General features: G+C 66.8%; 16 protein-coding genes. 8 read left to right on the top strand and 8 right to left on the bottom strand.

Annotation, left to right across the window (positions count from 1 at the left end):
* Window positions 1-14 precede the first annotated feature (14 nt).
* The 5 genes from rdgB to WC815_04335 form a co-directional block, all read right to left on the bottom strand.
* Window positions 15-647: an RdgB/HAM1 family non-canonical purine NTP pyrophosphatase gene (rdgB, locus tag WC815_04355; protein ID MFA5907991.1), complete on the bottom strand. Its 633-nt coding sequence runs from the start codon at window positions 645-647 to the stop codon at window positions 15-17.
* Complete coding sequence (rph, locus tag WC815_04350; protein MFA5907990.1) at window positions 644-1,375, bottom strand: ribonuclease PH; 732 nt, start codon at window positions 1,373-1,375, stop codon at window positions 644-646. The genes rdgB and rph overlap by 4 nt, the downstream gene beginning before the upstream one ends.
* Window positions 1,372-1,995, bottom strand: a complete 624-nt coding sequence (locus WC815_04345) for a GerMN domain-containing protein (protein ID MFA5907989.1) — start codon at window positions 1,993-1,995, stop codon at window positions 1,372-1,374. The genes rph and WC815_04345 overlap by 4 nt, the downstream gene beginning before the upstream one ends.
* A complete protein-coding gene (locus WC815_04340; protein MFA5907988.1) occupies window positions 1,985-3,484 on the bottom strand; it encodes an N-acetylmuramoyl-L-alanine amidase in 1,500 nt (499 codons plus the stop codon). The genes WC815_04345 and WC815_04340 overlap by 11 nt, the downstream gene beginning before the upstream one ends.
* A gap of 144 nt (window positions 3,485-3,628) precedes the next feature.
* A complete protein-coding gene (locus tag WC815_04335; protein MFA5907987.1) occupies window positions 3,629-4,132 on the bottom strand; it encodes a GNAT family N-acetyltransferase in 504 nt (167 codons plus the stop codon).
* Between the two features lie 151 nt (window positions 4,133-4,283).
* On the opposite strand from WC815_04335, the gene WC815_04330 reads away from it, so the two are divergent.
* From WC815_04330 to WC815_04300, 7 genes are read left to right on the top strand one after another with little or no spacing between them, the layout of a single operon-like run.
* Window positions 4,284-4,721 (top strand): cytochrome c, encoded by a 438-nt coding sequence (locus tag WC815_04330; GenBank protein ID MFA5907986.1) that lies wholly within the window; start codon window positions 4,284-4,286, stop codon window positions 4,719-4,721.
* Complete coding sequence (locus WC815_04325; protein ID MFA5907985.1) at window positions 4,702-5,337, top strand: cytochrome c3 family protein; 636 nt, start codon at window positions 4,702-4,704, stop codon at window positions 5,335-5,337. The genes WC815_04330 and WC815_04325 overlap by 20 nt, the downstream gene beginning before the upstream one ends.
* Before the next feature lie 15 nt (window positions 5,338-5,352).
* Window positions 5,353-7,476, top strand: a complete 2,124-nt coding sequence (locus tag WC815_04320; protein MFA5907984.1) for a molybdopterin-dependent oxidoreductase — start codon at window positions 5,353-5,355, stop codon at window positions 7,474-7,476.
* Window positions 7,476-8,183, top strand: coding sequence for a 4Fe-4S dicluster domain-containing protein (locus WC815_04315; GenBank protein MFA5907983.1), 708 nt, complete (start codon window positions 7,476-7,478; stop codon window positions 8,181-8,183). Before WC815_04320 ends, WC815_04315 begins: the two co-directional genes overlap by 1 nt.
* Before the next feature lie 50 nt (window positions 8,184-8,233).
* Window positions 8,234-9,634: an NrfD/PsrC family molybdoenzyme membrane anchor subunit gene (gene nrfD, locus WC815_04310; protein ID MFA5907982.1), complete on the top strand. Its 1,401-nt coding sequence runs from the start codon at window positions 8,234-8,236 to the stop codon at window positions 9,632-9,634.
* Window positions 9,631-10,125 (top strand): quinol:electron acceptor oxidoreductase subunit ActD, encoded by a 495-nt coding sequence (locus WC815_04305; GenBank protein MFA5907981.1) that lies wholly within the window; start codon window positions 9,631-9,633, stop codon window positions 10,123-10,125. Before nrfD ends, WC815_04305 begins: the two co-directional genes overlap by 4 nt.
* A gap of 44 nt (window positions 10,126-10,169) precedes the next feature.
* Entirely contained in the window at window positions 10,170-12,800 is a 2,631-nt protein-coding gene (locus WC815_04300; GenBank protein ID MFA5907980.1) for a DUF5916 domain-containing protein, read from the top strand.
* Between the two features lie 52 nt (window positions 12,801-12,852).
* On the opposite strand, the gene WC815_04295 is transcribed toward WC815_04300, so the two are convergent.
* Complete coding sequence (locus WC815_04295; protein MFA5907979.1) at window positions 12,853-14,883, bottom strand: PQQ-binding-like beta-propeller repeat protein; 2,031 nt, start codon at window positions 14,881-14,883, stop codon at window positions 12,853-12,855.
* A gap of 79 nt (window positions 14,884-14,962) precedes the next feature.
* Between WC815_04295 and WC815_04290 the strand changes: the two genes are divergently transcribed.
* Window positions 14,963-15,538 (top strand): YbhB/YbcL family Raf kinase inhibitor-like protein, encoded by a 576-nt coding sequence (locus WC815_04290; GenBank protein ID MFA5907978.1) that lies wholly within the window; start codon window positions 14,963-14,965, stop codon window positions 15,536-15,538.
* Window positions 15,539-15,573: 35 nt separating this feature from the next.
* On the opposite strand, the gene WC815_04285 is transcribed toward WC815_04290, so the two are convergent.
* The gene (locus tag WC815_04285; GenBank protein MFA5907977.1) at window positions 15,574-17,277 is read right to left on the bottom strand and encodes a GMC family oxidoreductase; all 1,704 of its coding nucleotides are present in this window, start codon (window positions 17,275-17,277) and stop codon (window positions 15,574-15,576) included.
* Complete coding sequence (locus tag WC815_04280; GenBank protein MFA5907976.1) at window positions 17,267-18,052, bottom strand: gluconate 2-dehydrogenase subunit 3 family protein; 786 nt, start codon at window positions 18,050-18,052, stop codon at window positions 17,267-17,269. The genes WC815_04285 and WC815_04280 overlap by 11 nt, the downstream gene beginning before the upstream one ends.
* Window positions 18,053-18,185 lie beyond the last annotated feature (133 nt).

Below are 18,185 nucleotides of genomic sequence, written 5' to 3'. Positions count from 1 at the left end.
AACCTGCTTCCTTTTTACGGTTTGCGTAAGATTGAAGCAGGTTCGTTTTTCAGCCAGCGCTGCAAATCGCGGAGGGCGCGGCCGCGATGAGAAACCGCCGCCTTTTCTGAGTCGGGCAGCTCGGCCGTGGTGCGGCCCAGGGGTGGGTAGAAGAAGATCGGGTCGTAGCCGAACCCATGCGCGCCTCGTGGAGATGCCGCGACGACACCCTCGACCGAGGTTTCGGTTTCAAACAGGAGCTCGTCGCCGCGCGCGACGGCCAGCGCGGTGACGAACCGGGCGGATGAGACCCGGCCGGCCAGCCGGCGATAGATCTCGGCGAAGCGTTCTTCATAGGATGCCGATGGGCCGAGAAAGCGCGCAGACTGCACGCCGGGTTCGCCGTCCAGCGCGTCGACCTCGAACCCCGAGTCTTCAGCTACGGTCACCAGGCCCGACGCTTCCGCGTACGCCAGCGCCTTGATGCGGGCGTTCTCCCAGAACGTCTGGCCGGTCTCCTCCGGCTCCGGCACGCCCGCCACGTCGGCGAGCGTGACCAGCTCGATGGCCAGGCCGCCGAGCAGTGGCCGGATTTCCTTCAGCTTACTGGGATTGGTGGTGGCAACGAGAAGCCTGCCCACCGTAGCCTTGTCGAAGGCGGGGTTCATCGGCCGAGGATGGACCCCACGATGGCGCGCTGTTTCTCGATCAGGTCGGTGATGCCCTTGTCGGCCAGCGCGAGCAGGCCGACGAGCGCGTCGTTCCCGAACGGCTCGGCTTCGGCCGTGCCCTGGATCTCGATGAAGCGGCCGTCGCTGGTCTTGACGATGTTCATGTCGACGTCGGCCTTGGAATCTTCTTCGTAGGCGAGGTCGAGCAGCGGCATGCCCCTGACAATGCCGACGCTGGTGGCGGCGACGTAGTCGGCGATCGGGATGGTGCGGATTTGCTCCTTCTGTTTCAGCTTGCCCAGTGCGAGCACCAGCGCCACGAACGCGCCCGTGATCGACGCGCAGCGCGTGCCGCCGTCGGCCTGGATGACGTCGCAGTCCAGCCAGATCGTGCGTTCGCCGAGTTGCTCGAGCTTGATCACCGAGCGCATCGACCGTCCGATCAGGCGCTGGATCTCCATGGTGCGGCCGCCGACCTTGCCGGCCGAGGCTTCGCGGCCCGAGCGGGTGGAGGTGGCGCGCGGCAGCATGCCGTATTCCGCCGTGACCCATCCCTTGCCGGCGCCGCGCAGGAACGGCGGCACCTTGTCTTCGACGCTGGCGGTGCAGATCACGCGCGTGAAGCCCACTTCGATCAGCACCGAGCCTTCCGCATGGATCGAGAAGTTCGGCGTGATGGTGGTGGGGCGAAGCTCGCCGGGCGCGCGGTCATTCAAGCGGTTCATTGGGGACTCAATATCTCATTTTTCCGTAGTGGGCGCCGCAGGTCCACATGACCGGCGAGCGTGTCGACTTCCTGGCCGCCGATCAGGATCTGCACTTCCTGCAGGCTCGGCAGATTGGTGAGCAGCGCATTGACGATGGTGTAGACCGTCATCAGTTCCTGGTGCGATCCGCCGCCGTGCGACGTCTTGATGATCGGGTCGAGATCGACGAACGCCTCGTTGCGCTGCGACACGAAGATGCCGCGCAGCGTGGCGCCCTTGGGAATGGTCGAGACCAGCGGCGCCGGCGGCTCCGCCGACAGTTGCATTTCGAGGATCGCCCGCGCCTGCGCCACCACGCCCTCGGCGAGCGGCACGTCATGTTCGGTCGGCACCAACTGGAGGCCGTCTGCCGACGCGAAATAGAGCGTGGCCTTGATCTTCGGCACCGCCGGGTCCGCGGCGGCCGCGGGTGGTGGCGGCGCCGGCGTGTCACCGGCCACGGTGCCGGGGGCGGGCGCGCTCAACAGCCGGCTCAGGCCGGCGATCAGCGCCCACGCAAACAGCAACGCCACCACGGCCGTGCCGCCGATGGCCGCCCACTGTCGCGGCGCCAGCTTCCTGGAGGGTCTAGTGCTCAAGGAACTCGCGGAATTTGATGAGCGCGTCCAGGAGGGCCTGCGCCACCCGGTCCTGATAGGTGCTGGAGGCGAGCTGGGTTTCCTGCTCGGCATTCGAGAGGTAGCCGATCTCGACGAGCGCCGCTGGCATGTTGGCGCCCACCAGCACGCGGAAGGGCGCCTGCTGCACCGCGCGCGGGCTCATCTCGATGCGGCCCGTCAGCGCCTGCTCCACGAACCCGGCCAGCGCCGACGACTGTTCGAGGTAGCGCGCTTGCGCCGTTTCCCAGAGGATGAGGTCGATTTCGCGCGAGCCGCCGCCCAGGGCCGGCAACGTGGTGGCGTTGTCGCCGGCCTTCTTCCGCGCTTCGGCGTCGGCGCGTTCCACGGTCAGGAAATAGACCTCCGCGCCCTTCATCGCCGGGCGCACCGCCGAATTGGCGTGGATGCTGAGAAAGACGTCGGCCTGGTGGTTGTTGGCGAACGCCGATCGGTCGTCGAGCGACAGCGTGCGGTCGTCCTCGCGCGTGAGGAACACCTTGGCGCCGAGGCGGCTCTCGATCAGCGTGCGCAGCCGGCGCGCCACCGAGAGCGTGACGTCTTTTTCGAGCGTGCCGTTGGCGCCCTGCGTGCCGATCTCCTCGCCGCCGTGGCCGGGGTCGAGCACGACCGTGCGCAGTCCGGTGGACGGCCCCTGCGTCGGAATGACGAATCGCGAATCCGGGGCCGGCGCCGGCGCTGGCGCCGGTGCCGCCGCGGCATCCGCCGTGGTCGCGGGCAGCAGCGTCACGGTGACGCGTCCGGACCCGGCATCCGCCTGCGACGTGGTGACCCGATGCATCGCGTATCGCGGTCCGGTGGTCAGGATCACGGTGTTCGGCGCCTCGCCCGGCGAGAGGCCCAGCAGGAATGTTTGCGGCGGCAGGGAGGGCAGCGCCAGTTCGAGCGCGTCGGCTTCGAACTGCACGACCAGCCGGCCCTGCTGGCTGACGACGCGCGCTTCGGTGTTGGGCGTGACCTCGAAGGTCACGGCGACGTCGGTGGTGCCGGCATCCACGCGCGCGACCACGCGCGGCACCCGCAGGTCGCCGACGACCAGCAGCCGCGTGGCGCGCCGCAGGTCGATCCGCGTGTCGAGCACCAGCGCCAGCGCGCGGGGCATGAAGTCCACCGGGACGAACCAGCGGTTGTCGCGCCGGATCGGCGGCGCCGGGAGCGACGCCAGGCGGCCGCTCACCGAGACGACGTTCTGGTTTTCGGTGAGGACGATCGAGCGCCCGCGGATGGAGATGGTGAGGCCGCCGGCCAGCCGGTCTTCGCGCGAGGTGGTGCCGAAGGCGGTATTGACGTCGTCCACGGCGACGTAATCGAGGTTGTTGATGGTCGTGACGGGGAGCGTCTTGCTCCCCTCGCGCGACAACACGGTCACCGAGGAACCCTGGGCCGTCGCCAGAAGCGACAGCGCCAACATCGAGAGAACGCCGGCCACCTTCAAGTGCAGTCGAGTCAACAGTCAATGATAGCGCGAGGGGACTTCTTGGCGGGGCGGCACAAACAGATCCCGACGGGGCGGCTCTCCTTGCCCTCCGTTGTGACGCTCCGCCCGTCAAGCGTCAACGCCCCCGTCAAGAATTGCCGCCCCGTGGGGAGCAATTCAGAGACGCAGCCCCATGAACCGCGTCCCCGCGATCGGCGTGTCGTAATACGGCGCGATGTCGTGAAACCCGAGCGCGACGTAGAGCCCCTGCGCGTCGCCCATCATCGGCAGGGTGTCGAGTCGTATCTCGTGGTAGCCGAGGGCCCGGGCCTCGTCCAGCAGCCGCACGATCAACGCGCGCGCCAACCCCTGGCCGCGCGCCGACGGCTGCACGTAGAGCCGCTTCATCTCGCCCGCCTTCGCGCTCGGCGCTTCGCCCGCCTTCGCGCTGCGCGCTTTGGCGGGGCGCAGCGCAATCATCGCGACCGGCTCACCACCTTCCGGGCATGCGACCAGCAGGACGCCGCGCGGCGGCGCGTAATCACCGGGAAGGGCATCGAGTTCCGCGTCGATCTCCTGGAACCCTAGATCGAGCCCAATCCACTCCACGTATTCGCGCAACAGGTCGCGGACCTTGGGAAGGTGGTCAGGCGTGGCTGGTTGAATTTCGTATCCCGACAAGTGGCGCCCTCCCGACAAGATGTGCCCTCCCGACAAATGGGCCGGCAAAGGCCACCATCGCTTTTCGTGCTCCTTTGCCTCCGCTTTTTCTATGGGTGCGATAAGGAGACATTTGGTTGCACGGAATGCGACCCTGTGTGAAAATTCTCACATGAATCGCAAATTTAGCGCAGTCTTTGGCGGCGTCGCCCTCGCCTGGGTCGTGGTGACCGGCGTAAGCGTATGGGCGCAGGCGGCCCCGGCGGGCCCCGCGGCCGTGCCGGCCGAGGCCAGGAAGATGAAGGCGGCGTTCGCTTCGTCTCCGGCAGCCATCGACGCGGGCAAACAGCTCTACACCAAATATTGCCGGTTCTGCCACGGCAACACCGGCGCCGGCGACAGCACCATGGCGCCCAAAACCATGACGCCGTCCAACCTGACCGACGCGACGTGGACGCGCGGCTCGAGCGAAGGTGAGATCTTCTGGATCATCCAGAACGGCGCGCCGCCGAAGTACGACATGAAGGGTCTCAAGGGCAAGATCACCGACGCGGACACTTGGAACCTCGTCCACTACGTTCGCAGTCTCGGTGGCATTCCCAAGACGTAAGGCCGCCGGCGCCTGGCCGTACTGGGCGTTGGCGTTCCTGTTCGTGGTAACCATGGCGACGGCGGCTTGCGAGTTCGCAAGCCCCGGCCAGCCGTCGGGCGCCGCCGATCGTTCCCGTTGGGGCACGCCGGCGGTGTTCACGCCTGCGCACGCCACGGCTGGCGACGCGATCAAGTCCTTCTTCGACTCGCGGCCCGACACGGTCGCCCAGCCGTTTGACTTCTCGCACCAGATTCACCTGTCGAAGGGCGCGGTCTGCACCGATTGCCACACCGGCGTGGAGCAGGGGCCGCGGGCCGGCCTCCCGAACGTCAACACCTGCATGATCTGCCACTCGCAGATCGCCACCGATCGACCACTGATCCAGCAGCTCACCAAGATGCAGGAGCAGGGCCTCGACTTGAACTGGAACCGCGTCTACGATTACCAGCCGCAGGCGCACGTGCGCTTCAACCACGCCCCGCACATTCGGGCCAAGGTCGCGTGCTCGACCTGTCACGGCAACCAGGCCGAACAGACCGTCGCCCGTCGCGCCGTGAACATGACGATGTCGTTCTGCGTGAACTGCCATAAGGAAAAGCAGGCGTCGAACGACTGCCTGACCTGTCATTACTGATTCAGTGTGAGCCCAATGGACCGCCGCCACTTCATCAAGCTCACCGCCATTTCCGGCACCACCGCCGCGCTCACCGCGTGCGGTAATCCCGAAAACCAGATCATTCGCTTCATCCCTGAAGACGACCTCGTGCCGGGCGTCGCGACCTGGAAGCCCAGCATCTGCCCCTTGTGCGCCGCCGGCTGCGGCGTAATCGCGCGGGTGATGGAAGGCGACGCCGAGGTCTTCCGCAACGGCAAGCCCGGCGTGATCCGGATGGGCCTGGTCAAGAAGCTCGAGGGCAATCCCGACGACGCGATCAGCCAGGGGAAGCTGTGCCCGCGCGGCCAGGCGGCGATTCAGGTGACTTACCACCCGGACCGACTCGACCAGCCGAAGAAGCGGTCCGGCGAGCGCGGCGGCGGGCAGTTTGCCGACATCTCGTGGGACGAGGCGATCAAGGAACTGGTGGGACAACTCGACGCGCTGGTGGCCGCCAACGATCAGGCGTCACTGGCCTTCCTCGCCAAGCCGCGCCGCGGACGCCGCCTCGAACTGGTCGCGGACCTGTTACAGCGATTCGGCGCCAAGCCGCCGGTGACCTACGAGTTGTTCTCGGACGAGGTCCTCAGGCGCGCGAATAGCCAATCGTTTGGCGCGCACCAGCTGGCGACGGTCGACCTCGAGAACGCCCACTACGTGATCTCGTTCGGCGCCGACTTCCTCGGGACGTGGAACTCCGCCGTCGCCCAGAGCGTGGCCTATGGGCGCATGCGCCAGGCTGGTCCCGGCGCGAGGCCGAAGTTCGTGCACGTCGATGCGCGCCTGACGCAAACGGCCGCCAACGCCGACGAGTTCGTCGCGTGCAAGCCGGGTACAGAAGGTCTGCTGGCCATGGCCATGGCCGCGGTGCTGAACAAGACCGCCGGCGCGGGTGACTACGCGCCCGCGAAGGTCGCCGAGAAGACCGGTGTGCCGGTCGAGAAGATCGAGCGCCTCGCGCGCGAGTTCGCCGCCAACGGCCCGTCGGTGGCGATCGTCGGCGGTGCGCCGCTCGCGCACACCAACGCCGCGTTCCACGCCCACGCCGTCAACACGCTGAACCTCGCCGCCAACGCCTTGAATCAGTCTGGCGGCTTCTCGTTCGTGCCGCAGGCGACCCAGGCCGCAACCCGCCCGCTCACGGAGATTCTCGATGCGGCGCCAAAGCTCCTGCTGATCGACGATGTGAATCCGGTGTTTGCATCGCCGGCGTCGTGGAAGGTGGCCGAGGCGTTGAAGCGCGTGCCGTTCATTGTCAGTTTCGGCTCGTTCGTCGACGAGACGAGCGCGCTGGCGGATTTGATCCTGCCGGATCACTCGTTCCTCGAATCGTGGGTGGAGGCCGCGCCGGAAAGCGGATCGGCGAAGGCCGCGCCGAGCAAGTTCGGCCCGGTGATGCGGCCGCTGTACGACACGCGGTCCACTCCAGACGTGTTACTCGACGTCTCGCGCAAGCTGGCCAAGCCGATCGCGCCGGCGTTGCCGAACACGTTCGAGGAGTATTTGTCCGCGCCGACGCCCGAGGTCCGGCTGAAGCCGGACGCCACATCGGCGCCCATGGCCCGGCTGAAGCCGGACGCTACATCGGCGTCAATGACGTGGACCGAGCCCCAGTTCGATGGTGATGCGGCGCAATACCCGTATCACTTCCTGCCCTTTGCCTCGCAGGCGCTCTACGACGGGTCGCTGGCGCACCTGCCCTGGCTGCAGGAGATGCCCGACCCCATGTCGTCGGCCATGTGGTGCAGTTGGGTGGAGATCAACGAAATCAAGGCGGGCGAGCTCGGCATCGAGATGGGCGACCTGATTGAGGTGACGTCCACGCAAGGCAGCGTCCGCGCGCATGCGTTCCTCAATCCCGGCATTGCGCCGGATGCGGTGGCCATGCCGGTCGGGCAGGGCCACACCAACTTCACGCGCTACGCGAGCAATCGTGGCGTGAATCCCATTGCGATCCTGGCGCCGGCGACGATCGCCGAGACCGGGACGCTGGCGTGGTCGGCAACGCGGGTGAAGATCGCGAAGGTCGGCGGGCCTGACAAGGACGGCCTGATCCTGTTCGGCGGCGCCACCCGCGAACGGCCCGACTGGACGCACGGCAGGGGAGACGAGCACTAATGGCCTACAGATGGGGGATGGCCGTCGATCTCGACAAATGCACCGGCTGCGAAGCCTGCGTCACGGCCTGCCATGCCGAGAACAACATTCCGACCGTGGGCTCGCAACAGGCGGCGCGCGGCCGCGCCATGCACTGGATCCGCGTCGAGCGCTACTACGAGGGCAACTTCCCCGACGTGCGGGTGAAATTCCGGCCGGTGCTGTGCCAGCAGTGCGACAACGCGCCGTGCGAAGCCGTGTGCCCGACCTATGCCGCCCACCAGAACGAGGACGGTCTGAACGCCCAGGTCTACAACCGCTGCATTGGCACGCGCTACTGCGCCAACGCCTGCTCGTACAACGTGCGGTTCTTCAACTTCTTCAACCCGGAATGGGTGAAGCCGCTCAACCTGCAGCTCAATCCCGACGTCTCGATCCGCGAAGTGGGCGTGATGGAGAAGTGCACGTTCTGCGTGCAGCGGATCAAGGCGGCGAAGATCACGGCCAAGGCCGAGGACCGCGGCCTGGTGGATGGCGTGCTGCAGCCGGCGTGCGCGCAGGCGTGCCCGACCACGGCACTGATCTTTGGCGACCTGAACGACCCCAACAGCCGCGTGGCGCGGCTCTCGCACTCGCCGCGCGGCTCGAAGTTGCTCGAAGATCTCGGCGCCGAGCCGAAGATCACTTACCTGGACAAGCAGCCCTGGCATGAACCGGACACTTATTAGTGCGATCGCTGGGCGTTGTATGAGCGAATACTCGCAAAGGGACAACTCCGTTGGATCGCACCTCCAGTAAACCGATCGCGGACGACCTGATCCGGCCGCTGTTCCAGACGTCGATCTGGTTCTACGCGATCATGCTCGCGAGCGGGACGGTCGTGGCCTGTGGCGCGGCCGCCTGGGGGTACCAGATCTGGTACGGCATCGGGGTCAGCGGCAAGCGCTGGCCGACGTTCTGGGCCTTGTACCTCACCAACTTCGTGTTCTGGATTGGCATCAGCCACGCTGGCACGCTGATCTCGGCGATCTTGAGGCTGGTCAACGCCGGGTGGCGGCGTCCCGTGACGCGTTGCGCCGAGGTCATCACCGTGTTCGCACTGTCGATCGGCGCGATGTTTCCCATCATCCACCTGGGCCGCCCGTGGCTGGCGTTCTGGATGTTTCCCTATCCGAGCGACCGCGAGATCTGGCCGAACTTCCGCTCGCCGCTGGCGTGGGATTTCTTCGCCATCAACACCTACCTGACCGGCAGCCTGTTGTTCCTGTTGCTACCGATGATTCCCGACTTCGCGCTCGTGCGCGACCGCTCCACCGGCCTGCGGAAGCGCATCTACGGTGCCCTGGCGCTTGGCTGGCGTGGCACCACCAAGGAGTGGAACCGGCTGGAATCGGCCATGCAGATCATGGCCATTGCCATCCTGCCGGTCGCGGTCTCGGTCCACACCATCGTCTCGTTCGACTTCTCGATGGCGAACGTGCCGATGTGGCACTCGACCATCTTCGGCCCCTACTTCGTCGCCGGCGCCATCTTCAGCGGCATTGCCGCCTTGATCCTCGCCATGGCCGCGCTGCGGAAGACCCTGCATCTCGAGAAGTACCTGCTGCCGCTCCATTTCGAGAACCTGGGCAAGCTGCTGCTGCTCATGAGCATCCTGTGGGGCTACTTCGTGTTCGCCGAGCGCCTCACCGTGTGGTACGGCAACGAGCCCAGCGAGATGGCGGTGTTCTGGGCCACCCAGCGGGGGGCCTACGCTCCGCTCTACTGGACGATGGTGATCTGCAACTTCGTGATTCCGCTGGCCATCCTGGCCAATCCGTACACCCGAACCATCCTCGGCTGCTCGATCGCCTCGTTTGGCGTCGTCATTGGAATGTGGCTCGAGCGGTTCCTGATCGTGGTGCCATCGCTGACCCACAAGCAACTGCCATACTCGTGGGGCACCTACGAGGCGACGCCGGTTGAGCTGACGATCATGGCGGCGACCTTTGCCGGCATGATCTTGCTCTACACGCTGTTCGCGAAGTTCGTGCCGATTATCTCGATTTGGGAGCTGAAAGCCGGCTTGCCGTCGCGCCTTGACACGGCGACCCTGGCCGAGGCGTCGTTGCTGGCGACACGGCTCGACACCGAAGTGTTCTCGCCAGACTCGTCCTCGACCCAGGGGGAGCATCGATGAGGGCCGTCTACGGTCTCTACAACGATCCCCACGTGGCGCAGCAGGCCGTCGACAACCTGCGCGCGGCCGGGGTCGCGGATGCGGACATCACGGTGATCTCGTCCGAGCCGTTCGATCACTTCGAGTTCGGGCACAGGGATGCGAAGACCGCCATGCCGTGGGCGGCGGTGGCCGCCGGCGCCGCCGGGCTGGTGCTCACTTACTATTTGCTCGGCGCCGGGCAGCGGGCATGGCCGCTCGTGACCTCGGGCATGCCGATCGTGCCGATGTGGTCGAACCTGATCATCATCTTCGAGATGACGATGCTGAGCGCGATCCTCGCGACGGTGATCTACCTGTTCTTCTCGACTGGTCTGCCGAGCCGCGGCGGCAAGATGTACGATCCCGAAGTGTCGGACGGCTACATCCTGGTCGGCGTCGAGAACCCGGCCGACGCCGCTCGTCTCGAGCCCGCGCTCGCGATTCCGGGTGGGCGGGTCAAGCGAACCTGATTTGGCGATTTGGTGATGTGGCGATCTCGTGATGTGAGGTTCCGTTGGTTATCCGTGTCGTCGTTCTAGCGCTTGCCGGTCTGCTCGTCTCGGCGCCAACCACGTTCGCGCAGACCCCGGCAGCGGGCGCCGCCAATCGCAAGCACGCCACCGCGACCCGCGTCGCCAACGGCAGCATTCGCATCGACGGCCGGCTCGATGACGAGGCGTGGCAGCAGGCCACGCCGGTCACCGACTTCACCCAGAAGGAGCCGGTCGAGAACTCGCCCCCCACCGACCGGATGGAAGTCCGCCTGGCCTACGACGACGACGTGCTCTACGTCGGCGCGCGGATGTTCAGCCGCGACGGCCGCATCCAGGCACCGCTCGGCCGCCGCGACAACACCGACCAGGCCGAGCACATCCTGGTGTCGTTCGACACCTTCCTCGATCGCCGCACCGCCGTCGTCTTTGGCGTGACCGCCTCCGGCGTGCGCATCGACCGCTTTCACGCCAGCGACAACGAAGACAGCTTCGATGCCGGTTTCGACCCGGTGTGGCGCGCCGAGACCCAGGTCTCCGGCGATCAGTGGACGGCGGAACTCTGGATCCCGTTCTCGCAACTGCGCTTCAATCCGCAGTCCGATCAGACGTGGGGGCTGAACCTGTTTCGCTTCCGGCCCACGCTCGACGAGGAAGACTACTGGATCGTGATCCCGAGGACGGTTCGTGCGTGGTCGTCCCGGTTTGGCGACCTCACCGGCATCGCCAGCCTGGTTCCGCCGCGCCGCATCGAGGCGCTGCCGTACGTGGCCGGCGGCTCGACCATCAACGGCGACCGCGACCCCAGTGATCCGTTCGACGATGGGAAGAACCTGCATGCCAGGGTGGGCGCCGACGTCAAGATGGGCCTCGGTCCGAACTTCACGCTCGAAACCGCCATCAATCCCGACTTCGGGCAGGTGGAAGCGGATCCCGCGGAGGTGAACCTCACCGCCTTCGAGACGCGGTTCCCCGAGAAGCGCCCGTTCTTCCTCGAGGGCGCGCAGCTGTTCAACATCGGCCATCCCAACTTCTACTATTCCCGGCGCATCGGCACGCGCCCGATCGGTCCGGCGACCGGCGATTACGTCGAGTACCCAGACTCCGGCACCATTCTCGCGGCGGCCAAGCTCACGGGCCGCCTGCCGTCGAAGACCTCGATTGGCTTTCTGACCGCGGTGACCGACAACGAAGAGGCCCAGGTGGCCACGCGCGGCCTGGCGGATCAGCGCACCGTGGACGTCTCGCCGCACGCGTACCACATGGTCGGCCGCGTCCTGCAGGAGTTCGGCAAGTCGGCGTCAACCGCCGGCTTTCTCGTGAATTACGTGCATCGCCAGTTCGAGGAAGGCAGCCCGCTCGCCGACCTCTATACCCGCAACGCCCTCGCCCTGGCCGGCAACACGCTGCTGCGGTTCAAGGGCGGTCAGTATGAGTTCCGCGCCTCGGGCGGCGGCTCGGTCATCAACGGTAACGAGCGCGCGATGGAGCGGGTGCAGCGCTCGAGCGCGCACTACGCCCAGCGGCCGGACCGCGAGTACTCACCCCTGGATCGCACGCTGACGTCGCTGGCCGGATGGTCGGTGCAGATGAACTTCGACAAGACCGGCGGCCGTCACTGGCTGTGGGGCGCCAACACCAAGATCGACTCCGAGGATTTCGAGACCAACGACTTCGCCCAGTTGAACGGCGCCGACGGCTGGCTGACCAACGCCAACTTCCGCTACCGCGAAACGCAGCCGGGTACGGTGTTCCGCAGCTACTACCTCCAACTGGATGGCCAGACCGACACCACGCTGCGTGGCCTGATGCAGGCGGGGCACCTGCGCGGCACCTTCAACGTGACCTGGAGCAACTTCTGGACGACCAGCGTGCAGGTGGCGAGGAACCTGGCCACCACCAGCGTGTCGCTCACGCGCGGCGGCCCGCTGATGTCGCGGGGGCCCGGCTGGACCACCAACGTCAACGTCGGCAACCGCGCTACGTCGCGGACGCGGCTGACGGGCTCGATGGTGTTCCAGACCAACGATGACGGCGCGTCCACCAGGCGCGTGACCGGCCTCGTCTCCATGCGTCCCGGCCCGCGCTGGCAGTTCACGGTGTCGCCGTTCTACGATCGTGTCACCGAGCCGCAGCAGTACGTCAGCACGCTCTCCGGCGGCCGCCCGGTGACCTTCGACAACCGTTACGTGTTTGCCTTCATCGACCGCAGCACCGCGTCGATGGAATTCCGGCTCGGGCTGACGCTGCGGCCCGACCTCAATCTGGACGTCTACGCCGAGCCCTTCGCCGCCTCGGGCCACTACTACGACTACGGGGAATTGCTGGCGCCGGGGAGCCGCGAGCGTCTGAGCTACGGCACGTCGGGCACGGTGTTGTCGGTGAATGCGGACGGCAGCCAGGTGGTGAACGCCGGCGGCAGCACGTTGACCCTGCGGAACCGCGATTTCAACACGCTGTCGTTCCGCAGCAACGTGGTGTTGCGCTGGGAATGGCGCGCCGGTAGCACGCTCTATGTGGTGTGGCAGCAGGATCGCGCCGGCTCGGAAGTGCTCGGCAGCCGGGTGAACATCAACGACGCGTTCCGGTCGGTCACCGCGCCGGGCTCGAACATCTTCCTGGTCAAGACGAGTTTCTGGATTCCGATCGGATAGAACACAACCACGAAGGACGCGATTGACCTTCGTGTCCTTCGTGGTTGCCCTTCTACTGAGCGAGTTTGTAAACCAGTAACTCCCCGGCGAAGCCAGGTCCGCTGACGGCCACCGCGATGTACTGCGTGCCGTTGATCGAATAGGTCATCGGCGAGCCCGTCTGCGGGGCGGGCATGTAGACCGCACCCACTTCGGCGCCCGTTGCCTTGTTGTAGGCGCGCAGCATCGCGCCGCGGCCCTGCGGCGTCGTCGCAAAGCCCCCTTCGCCGGCGATCAGCAGCGTCTTGGTGGTCAGCACACCGATGCGGCCCGGGCGTCCGGTGCGCGGGATGGTCAGGCCCTTCAGCGCCGGATGGTTCTTGATGTTGTCCGCCGTGTCGCCGTGCGGGATCTTCCACGCCAGCTCGCCTTCGTTCATCTTGAGCGCGGTGATGGTCGCGTAGGGCGGCTTGATCAGCGGCAGGCCCTGCACGTTCAAGGCGCCGCCGCCACCACCGCCCGGGGCGCCGGCCGCCGCTGCGGGCGCTGGGTTCGGATTGCGCGCGGCGCCGCGGACGTAGAGCATGTCGGAGCGTCCCGCCTCAGGCGGCAGCAGCCCGAGCGTGGTCACCGCCACGTTGGTGAAGATGTAGAACATCTTCGTTTCCGGATCGAACGACCCGCCCTGCCAGTTGGCGCCGCCGGTGACGTCGGGAACCATCAGCGTGCCGCGCGGGCCTTCCCACTTGCTGACGACCGGCGGCGTGAAGATCGGGCCGAGCTTGTACATCGAGGCGATCTTGGCGCCTTCGGCCTTGAGCTCCGGCGTGAAGTCGATCAGGTCGTCCAGCGTGACGCCCTGGCGCTCGTAGGCGGGCGGCTTGGTCACGAACGGCTGCGTCGGCGAATACCACTCGCCGGGGACCTCGCCCTTTTCGACCGGGCGCTCCTCGATCGGCCACACCGGCTTGCCGGTCACGCGATCGAACACGTAGAGCCAGTTCTGCTTGGTCGGCTGCGCCACGGCCTTCACGGGCTTGCCGTTCACCACCAGGTCCATCAGGATCGGCGCGCACGGAATGTCGTGGTCCCAGATGCCGTGGTGCACGAGCTGGTAGTGCCACTTGCGCTGGCCGGTCTTGATGTCGAGCGCGAGCAGGCTCTCGGAGAACAGCGAGGAGTCCTTGACGTTGTCTTTGCCGTGGCGATGGCCGCCGTAGTAGTCGCCGGTGGGGAGCTCGACCGGCATGTAGACGATGCCGAGCTCTTCGTCGGCGCTCATCTGCGCCCACACGCCGGCGTTGCCGGTGTAGACGGTGGCGTCCGGATCCCAGGTCTCGTAACCCGCTTCACCCTTCATCGGGATGGTGTGGAAGATCCACACCCGCTTGCCGGTGCGGACGTCGAAGCCGCGGATGTAGCCCTTGACGTTGGTCTTGCTGCGCGGCGCGCCGCCCTCACGATGCGCGGCGCCAATCACGATGATGTCCTTCGAGATGATTGGCGCGGCATGCAGGCCGATCTCCGCGGTCGTCAGATCCAGGCCCTCCTGATCGAGGCCCTGTTTCAGGTCAACGATGCCGTTGGTGCCGAAGTTGGCGACGGGGTGGCCGGTCTTGGCGTTGAGCGCCACCATCTGGTAGCCGGGCGTCACGTAGATGATGCGCTCTTCCTTGCCGTCGCTCCAGTAGGACAGGCCGCGGCCCGACAGCTGGCGGGGGGCCGCTTCGCCGCGCTTGCCCTCGTTGAGGCTGTGTATCCACAGCGTCTCGCCGGTCGTCGCGTCAATCGCCACGGCGGCCCGGCGCGTGCCGCCGGTGACGTAGAGCACGCCGTTCACCATCAGCGGCGTGCCCTGGAACTGGAATTCCGGGCGCGGGCCAAGGTTTTCGGTCTTGAACCGGAACGCCAGCTGCAGCTTGTTGAAGTTGTCGGCGTTAATCTGGTCGAGGGGCGAATATCGCGTGTTTGCGAGGTCGCCGCCGTAGGTCGGCCATTCACCCACCTTGGGCGCCATTTGGCCTCGCGCGGCCACCGAGGCCAGGCCCACCAGCAGCGCCAGGACTCCGGCGCGCACTATCCAGCGGTTCGAGATTCGATTCATGGCGGCAACTGTATAATCCCGACGGTTAATTCTCAAGTGTCAGAAGGGCGGCACTTTAGTGCCGCCCTAGGGGGACAGCATGCGATTCAGAGTCAGCGTTCGGGGCGTGGCGCTCGCGGCGCTCATGTTCGGCGCGTCGAGCACGGCGTGGGCGCAGACGCCGGCGGCCATCACGGTCACCAGTGCCACGCTCAAGGCGAACGAGACCATTCCCAAGGACCACACCGCCGACGGCAAGAACGTGTCGCCGGCGCTGGCGTGGAGCGGCGCGCCCGCCGCCACCAGGCAGTTTGCCCTGGTGTGTGACGACCCCGACGTGCCGATGCCCGGTGGCTTCGTGCACTGGGTGGTCTACAAGATCCCCGGCACGGCCAAGGGCCTGCCCGCGGAACTGCCGATGGACGCCACGCTCTCGGCGCCGCCGGAGATCGCGGGCACGATCCAGGGGCTGTCAGGCTTCCGCCGCGCCGGCTATCGCGGCCCGGCGCCGCCTCCCGGCAAGCCGCATCACTACACGTTCACGGTCTACGCGCTCGACGCGGAGTTGCCGCTGGCGGAAGGGCTGAACCGGACGCAGCTGATGGAGGCCATCAAGGGCCACATCATCGGGCAGGGCGCGCTCGTGTCGATCTACGAGCGGATGCCGGCTCAGTAGCAGGGCGCCAGGTCCGAGGTCTTAGGTCTTAGGTCCTAGGACGTCACGCTCTTCCAATTCTTCGCGAGATACTCCGCCGTGCGCCACGCCAACGCCTGCGCAGTGAGCGTGGGATTGCGCGCACCGCTGGTGCCCATCACCGACGCGCCGAGCACGCCCAGGTTCGGCACTTCGTGTGAGAACCCCCACGCGTTCACCACGTTGGTCTCCGGGTTAGTGCCCATCCTCGTCCCGCCATACGCATGCGTCGTCGGGCCCATGGTGCCGAGCGGGTTGGCCTGCGTGGCGCCGGCGCCGGCGGCCTTGTACCACTCGGTCATCCGCTCCTGGGTGTGCGCGGCGACCTTCCGCTCGTTGTCCTTGTAGTCGGCGGTGATGCGGCACACCGGGAAGCCGAGCGGGTCCTTCACTGTCGGATCCAGATCCAGGAAGTTGTCCTCGTAGGGGAGCGTCGTCTTCTGGATGTAGGCGGTGTTGGTGCGGTCGGCGTTCTCCTTGATGAACGCCTTCCATTCCTTGCCCCACGCCGGCGTGCGGCCGAAGGTGCCCATGCTGGCCGCGGAAATGGGGCGGCGGTCCGACATCACCCACAGGTTGCCGCCGCCGATGTAGTCGAGCCCGCCGTGGTCGTAGTTGTCGTCGGCGAAGTTGTCCACCGCCACGCCCTGTGCCGGCAGCCCGTACCAGGCGTTGATGTTGAACGGGAACAGCGCCGTGACGCCGGCCCCCTGCGCGTGGCTGAAGTAGTGGCGGCCGACCTGGCCGTGGTTGTTCGACAGGCCGTTGGGGAAGGCCTTCGACTTCGACAGCAGCAGCAGCCGGCTGTTCTCGTAGGTGTAGCTGGCGAGCAGCACGGCCTTGGCCGGCTGGATGAACTCCTGCCCGTCGGTGACGTAGGTCACGCCGGTGACGCGCCCCTGATCGTCGGTGTCGATCGAGGTGACGTGCGCGCGCGTCACCACCTTGAGGCGCCCGGTCTCTTGCGCGCGGGGAATGGTGGTGAGGTGCGGGCCGTTCTTGGCGTCCACGTGACAGCCGCCCTTGTTGCAGAAACCGTGGTACATGCACGCCGAACGGTTCTGGTAGGGCCGCGAGTTGATCGAGGCCGGGCCGGCGAAGGGATGCCAGCCGAGGCCGCGCGCCGCGGCGGCCATCAGGTCGATGAAGCCGGTGCTCCGCAGCGGCGGCATCGGGTAAGGCCGCGCCCGCGGGCCCTCGAAGATGTTGCCGCGCGGGTCGATGGCGCCCTTGATGTTGCCGGCCTGCCCCGAGACGCCGGTCTCGTACTCGACCTTGTCGTAATAGCCTTCCAGTTCGTCCAGGCCGAACGGCCAGTCTTCCACCGTGGACCCCTTCGGCACGCGCGCCGCGCCGTAGCGCCTGGTGGTGTCGCTGACCACCTTGAAGTCCCACGGGTTGAGGCGCCACGACTGCGCCCAGTAGTGGAGCGTGGTGCCGCCGACGGCGTTCATCATCGGATGGCTGCCGGCGCGCGTGGTGTTGGCCTTGGCGTTGACACGGTGCGTCGGCACTTCCTGCTGCGCCTTCTGCACCGACTGCGGCCAGTCGCGGACGTTGTTGCGGATCTCGTCGGGCGCGAAGTCGCGGCGCGTCAGCCACGTGCCGGCCTCGAGCCCCACCACGTCGATGCCGGCCTGCGTGAGCGGCAACACGGCGACGCCGCCGGCGGCGCCGAGGCCGATCACCACCACGTCGGTCGGCTTGAGCTTAGTGGCCATGATTCTTGCCCTCCACGATGTGGTGTCCGGCTTCTTGAGCGCCGAAGCCTTGGCGTAGGCGGTTAGCCGGACCATCCATGTGGCGTCCGCCTTCAGGCGGACCGTCGGGCCCACGTGCCACCGCCTTGGTGAACATCTCGGTGTCGTACGCCGACTTGTGATTGGGCGCCAGCTTCGCGCCCAGCCGCTGGTCGTCGGCCGAGACGTTGGTGCGCACGCCGGGATAGCCAATCAGGTCCCAGCCGACGAAGTTGGCGTTGCCGCCGTAGTAGGGATCGCCGAAGGTGCCCTGGAGTGTATGCGTGCGGACCATGGCGAAGAAGGCCGCCGAGCTGCCTTGGAAGCCGGTCGCCGATCCGGTCTCCACGTCGATGAGCACGGAGTCCTGATCGCGTTCATTCAGTTCCAGGAACGGCTTGCCGCGCGACGACCGGCAGTAGCGGTCGAAGGCCGCGAACCCCGCCGTATACGCGGGCTTCGACGACGCCAGCGCGCCGCCGAGCGCGCGGTCGATGAAGTGCGCCGCCCGCGCCTCGCGCGCGCCGGGGCCGTTCGCGTCGCTCGGAATGATCCGCGCGCAAATGGCTTCGAGCAAGTCAGCCTCAGACGCGGTCAGGTTCTCGATTGGTTCCCGACGCGGTGCGGCCTGCAGGGCCTCTGCGGGTGCCGGCGCCGTGGTTGCTGCCGCCGAATCGCCGCCGCCGACCGGCGTCAGCGGAATCGTCATGGCCGCGCCCGCCATTCCCGCCCTCTTCAACAGGTCGCGTCGAGACACACCTGACTTCTTGTCGTCCGTCATGAACCCTCCCGGTTGCAGCCGCAGAGTAAATCAAATACGGCCGCAGATTACGCAGATTTCGCCGATTCTGAAATGGCAACCCAGGATGCTTGTCGACCGCGAAACCAGA

It is taken from the genome of Vicinamibacterales bacterium, assembly GCA_041659285.1.
GTDB lineage: Bacteria > Acidobacteriota > Vicinamibacteria > Vicinamibacterales > UBA2999 > 12-FULL-67-14b.
The sequence above is the reverse complement of the archived record's forward strand: the minus strand, read 5'-3'. Positions and strand labels throughout refer to the sequence as shown.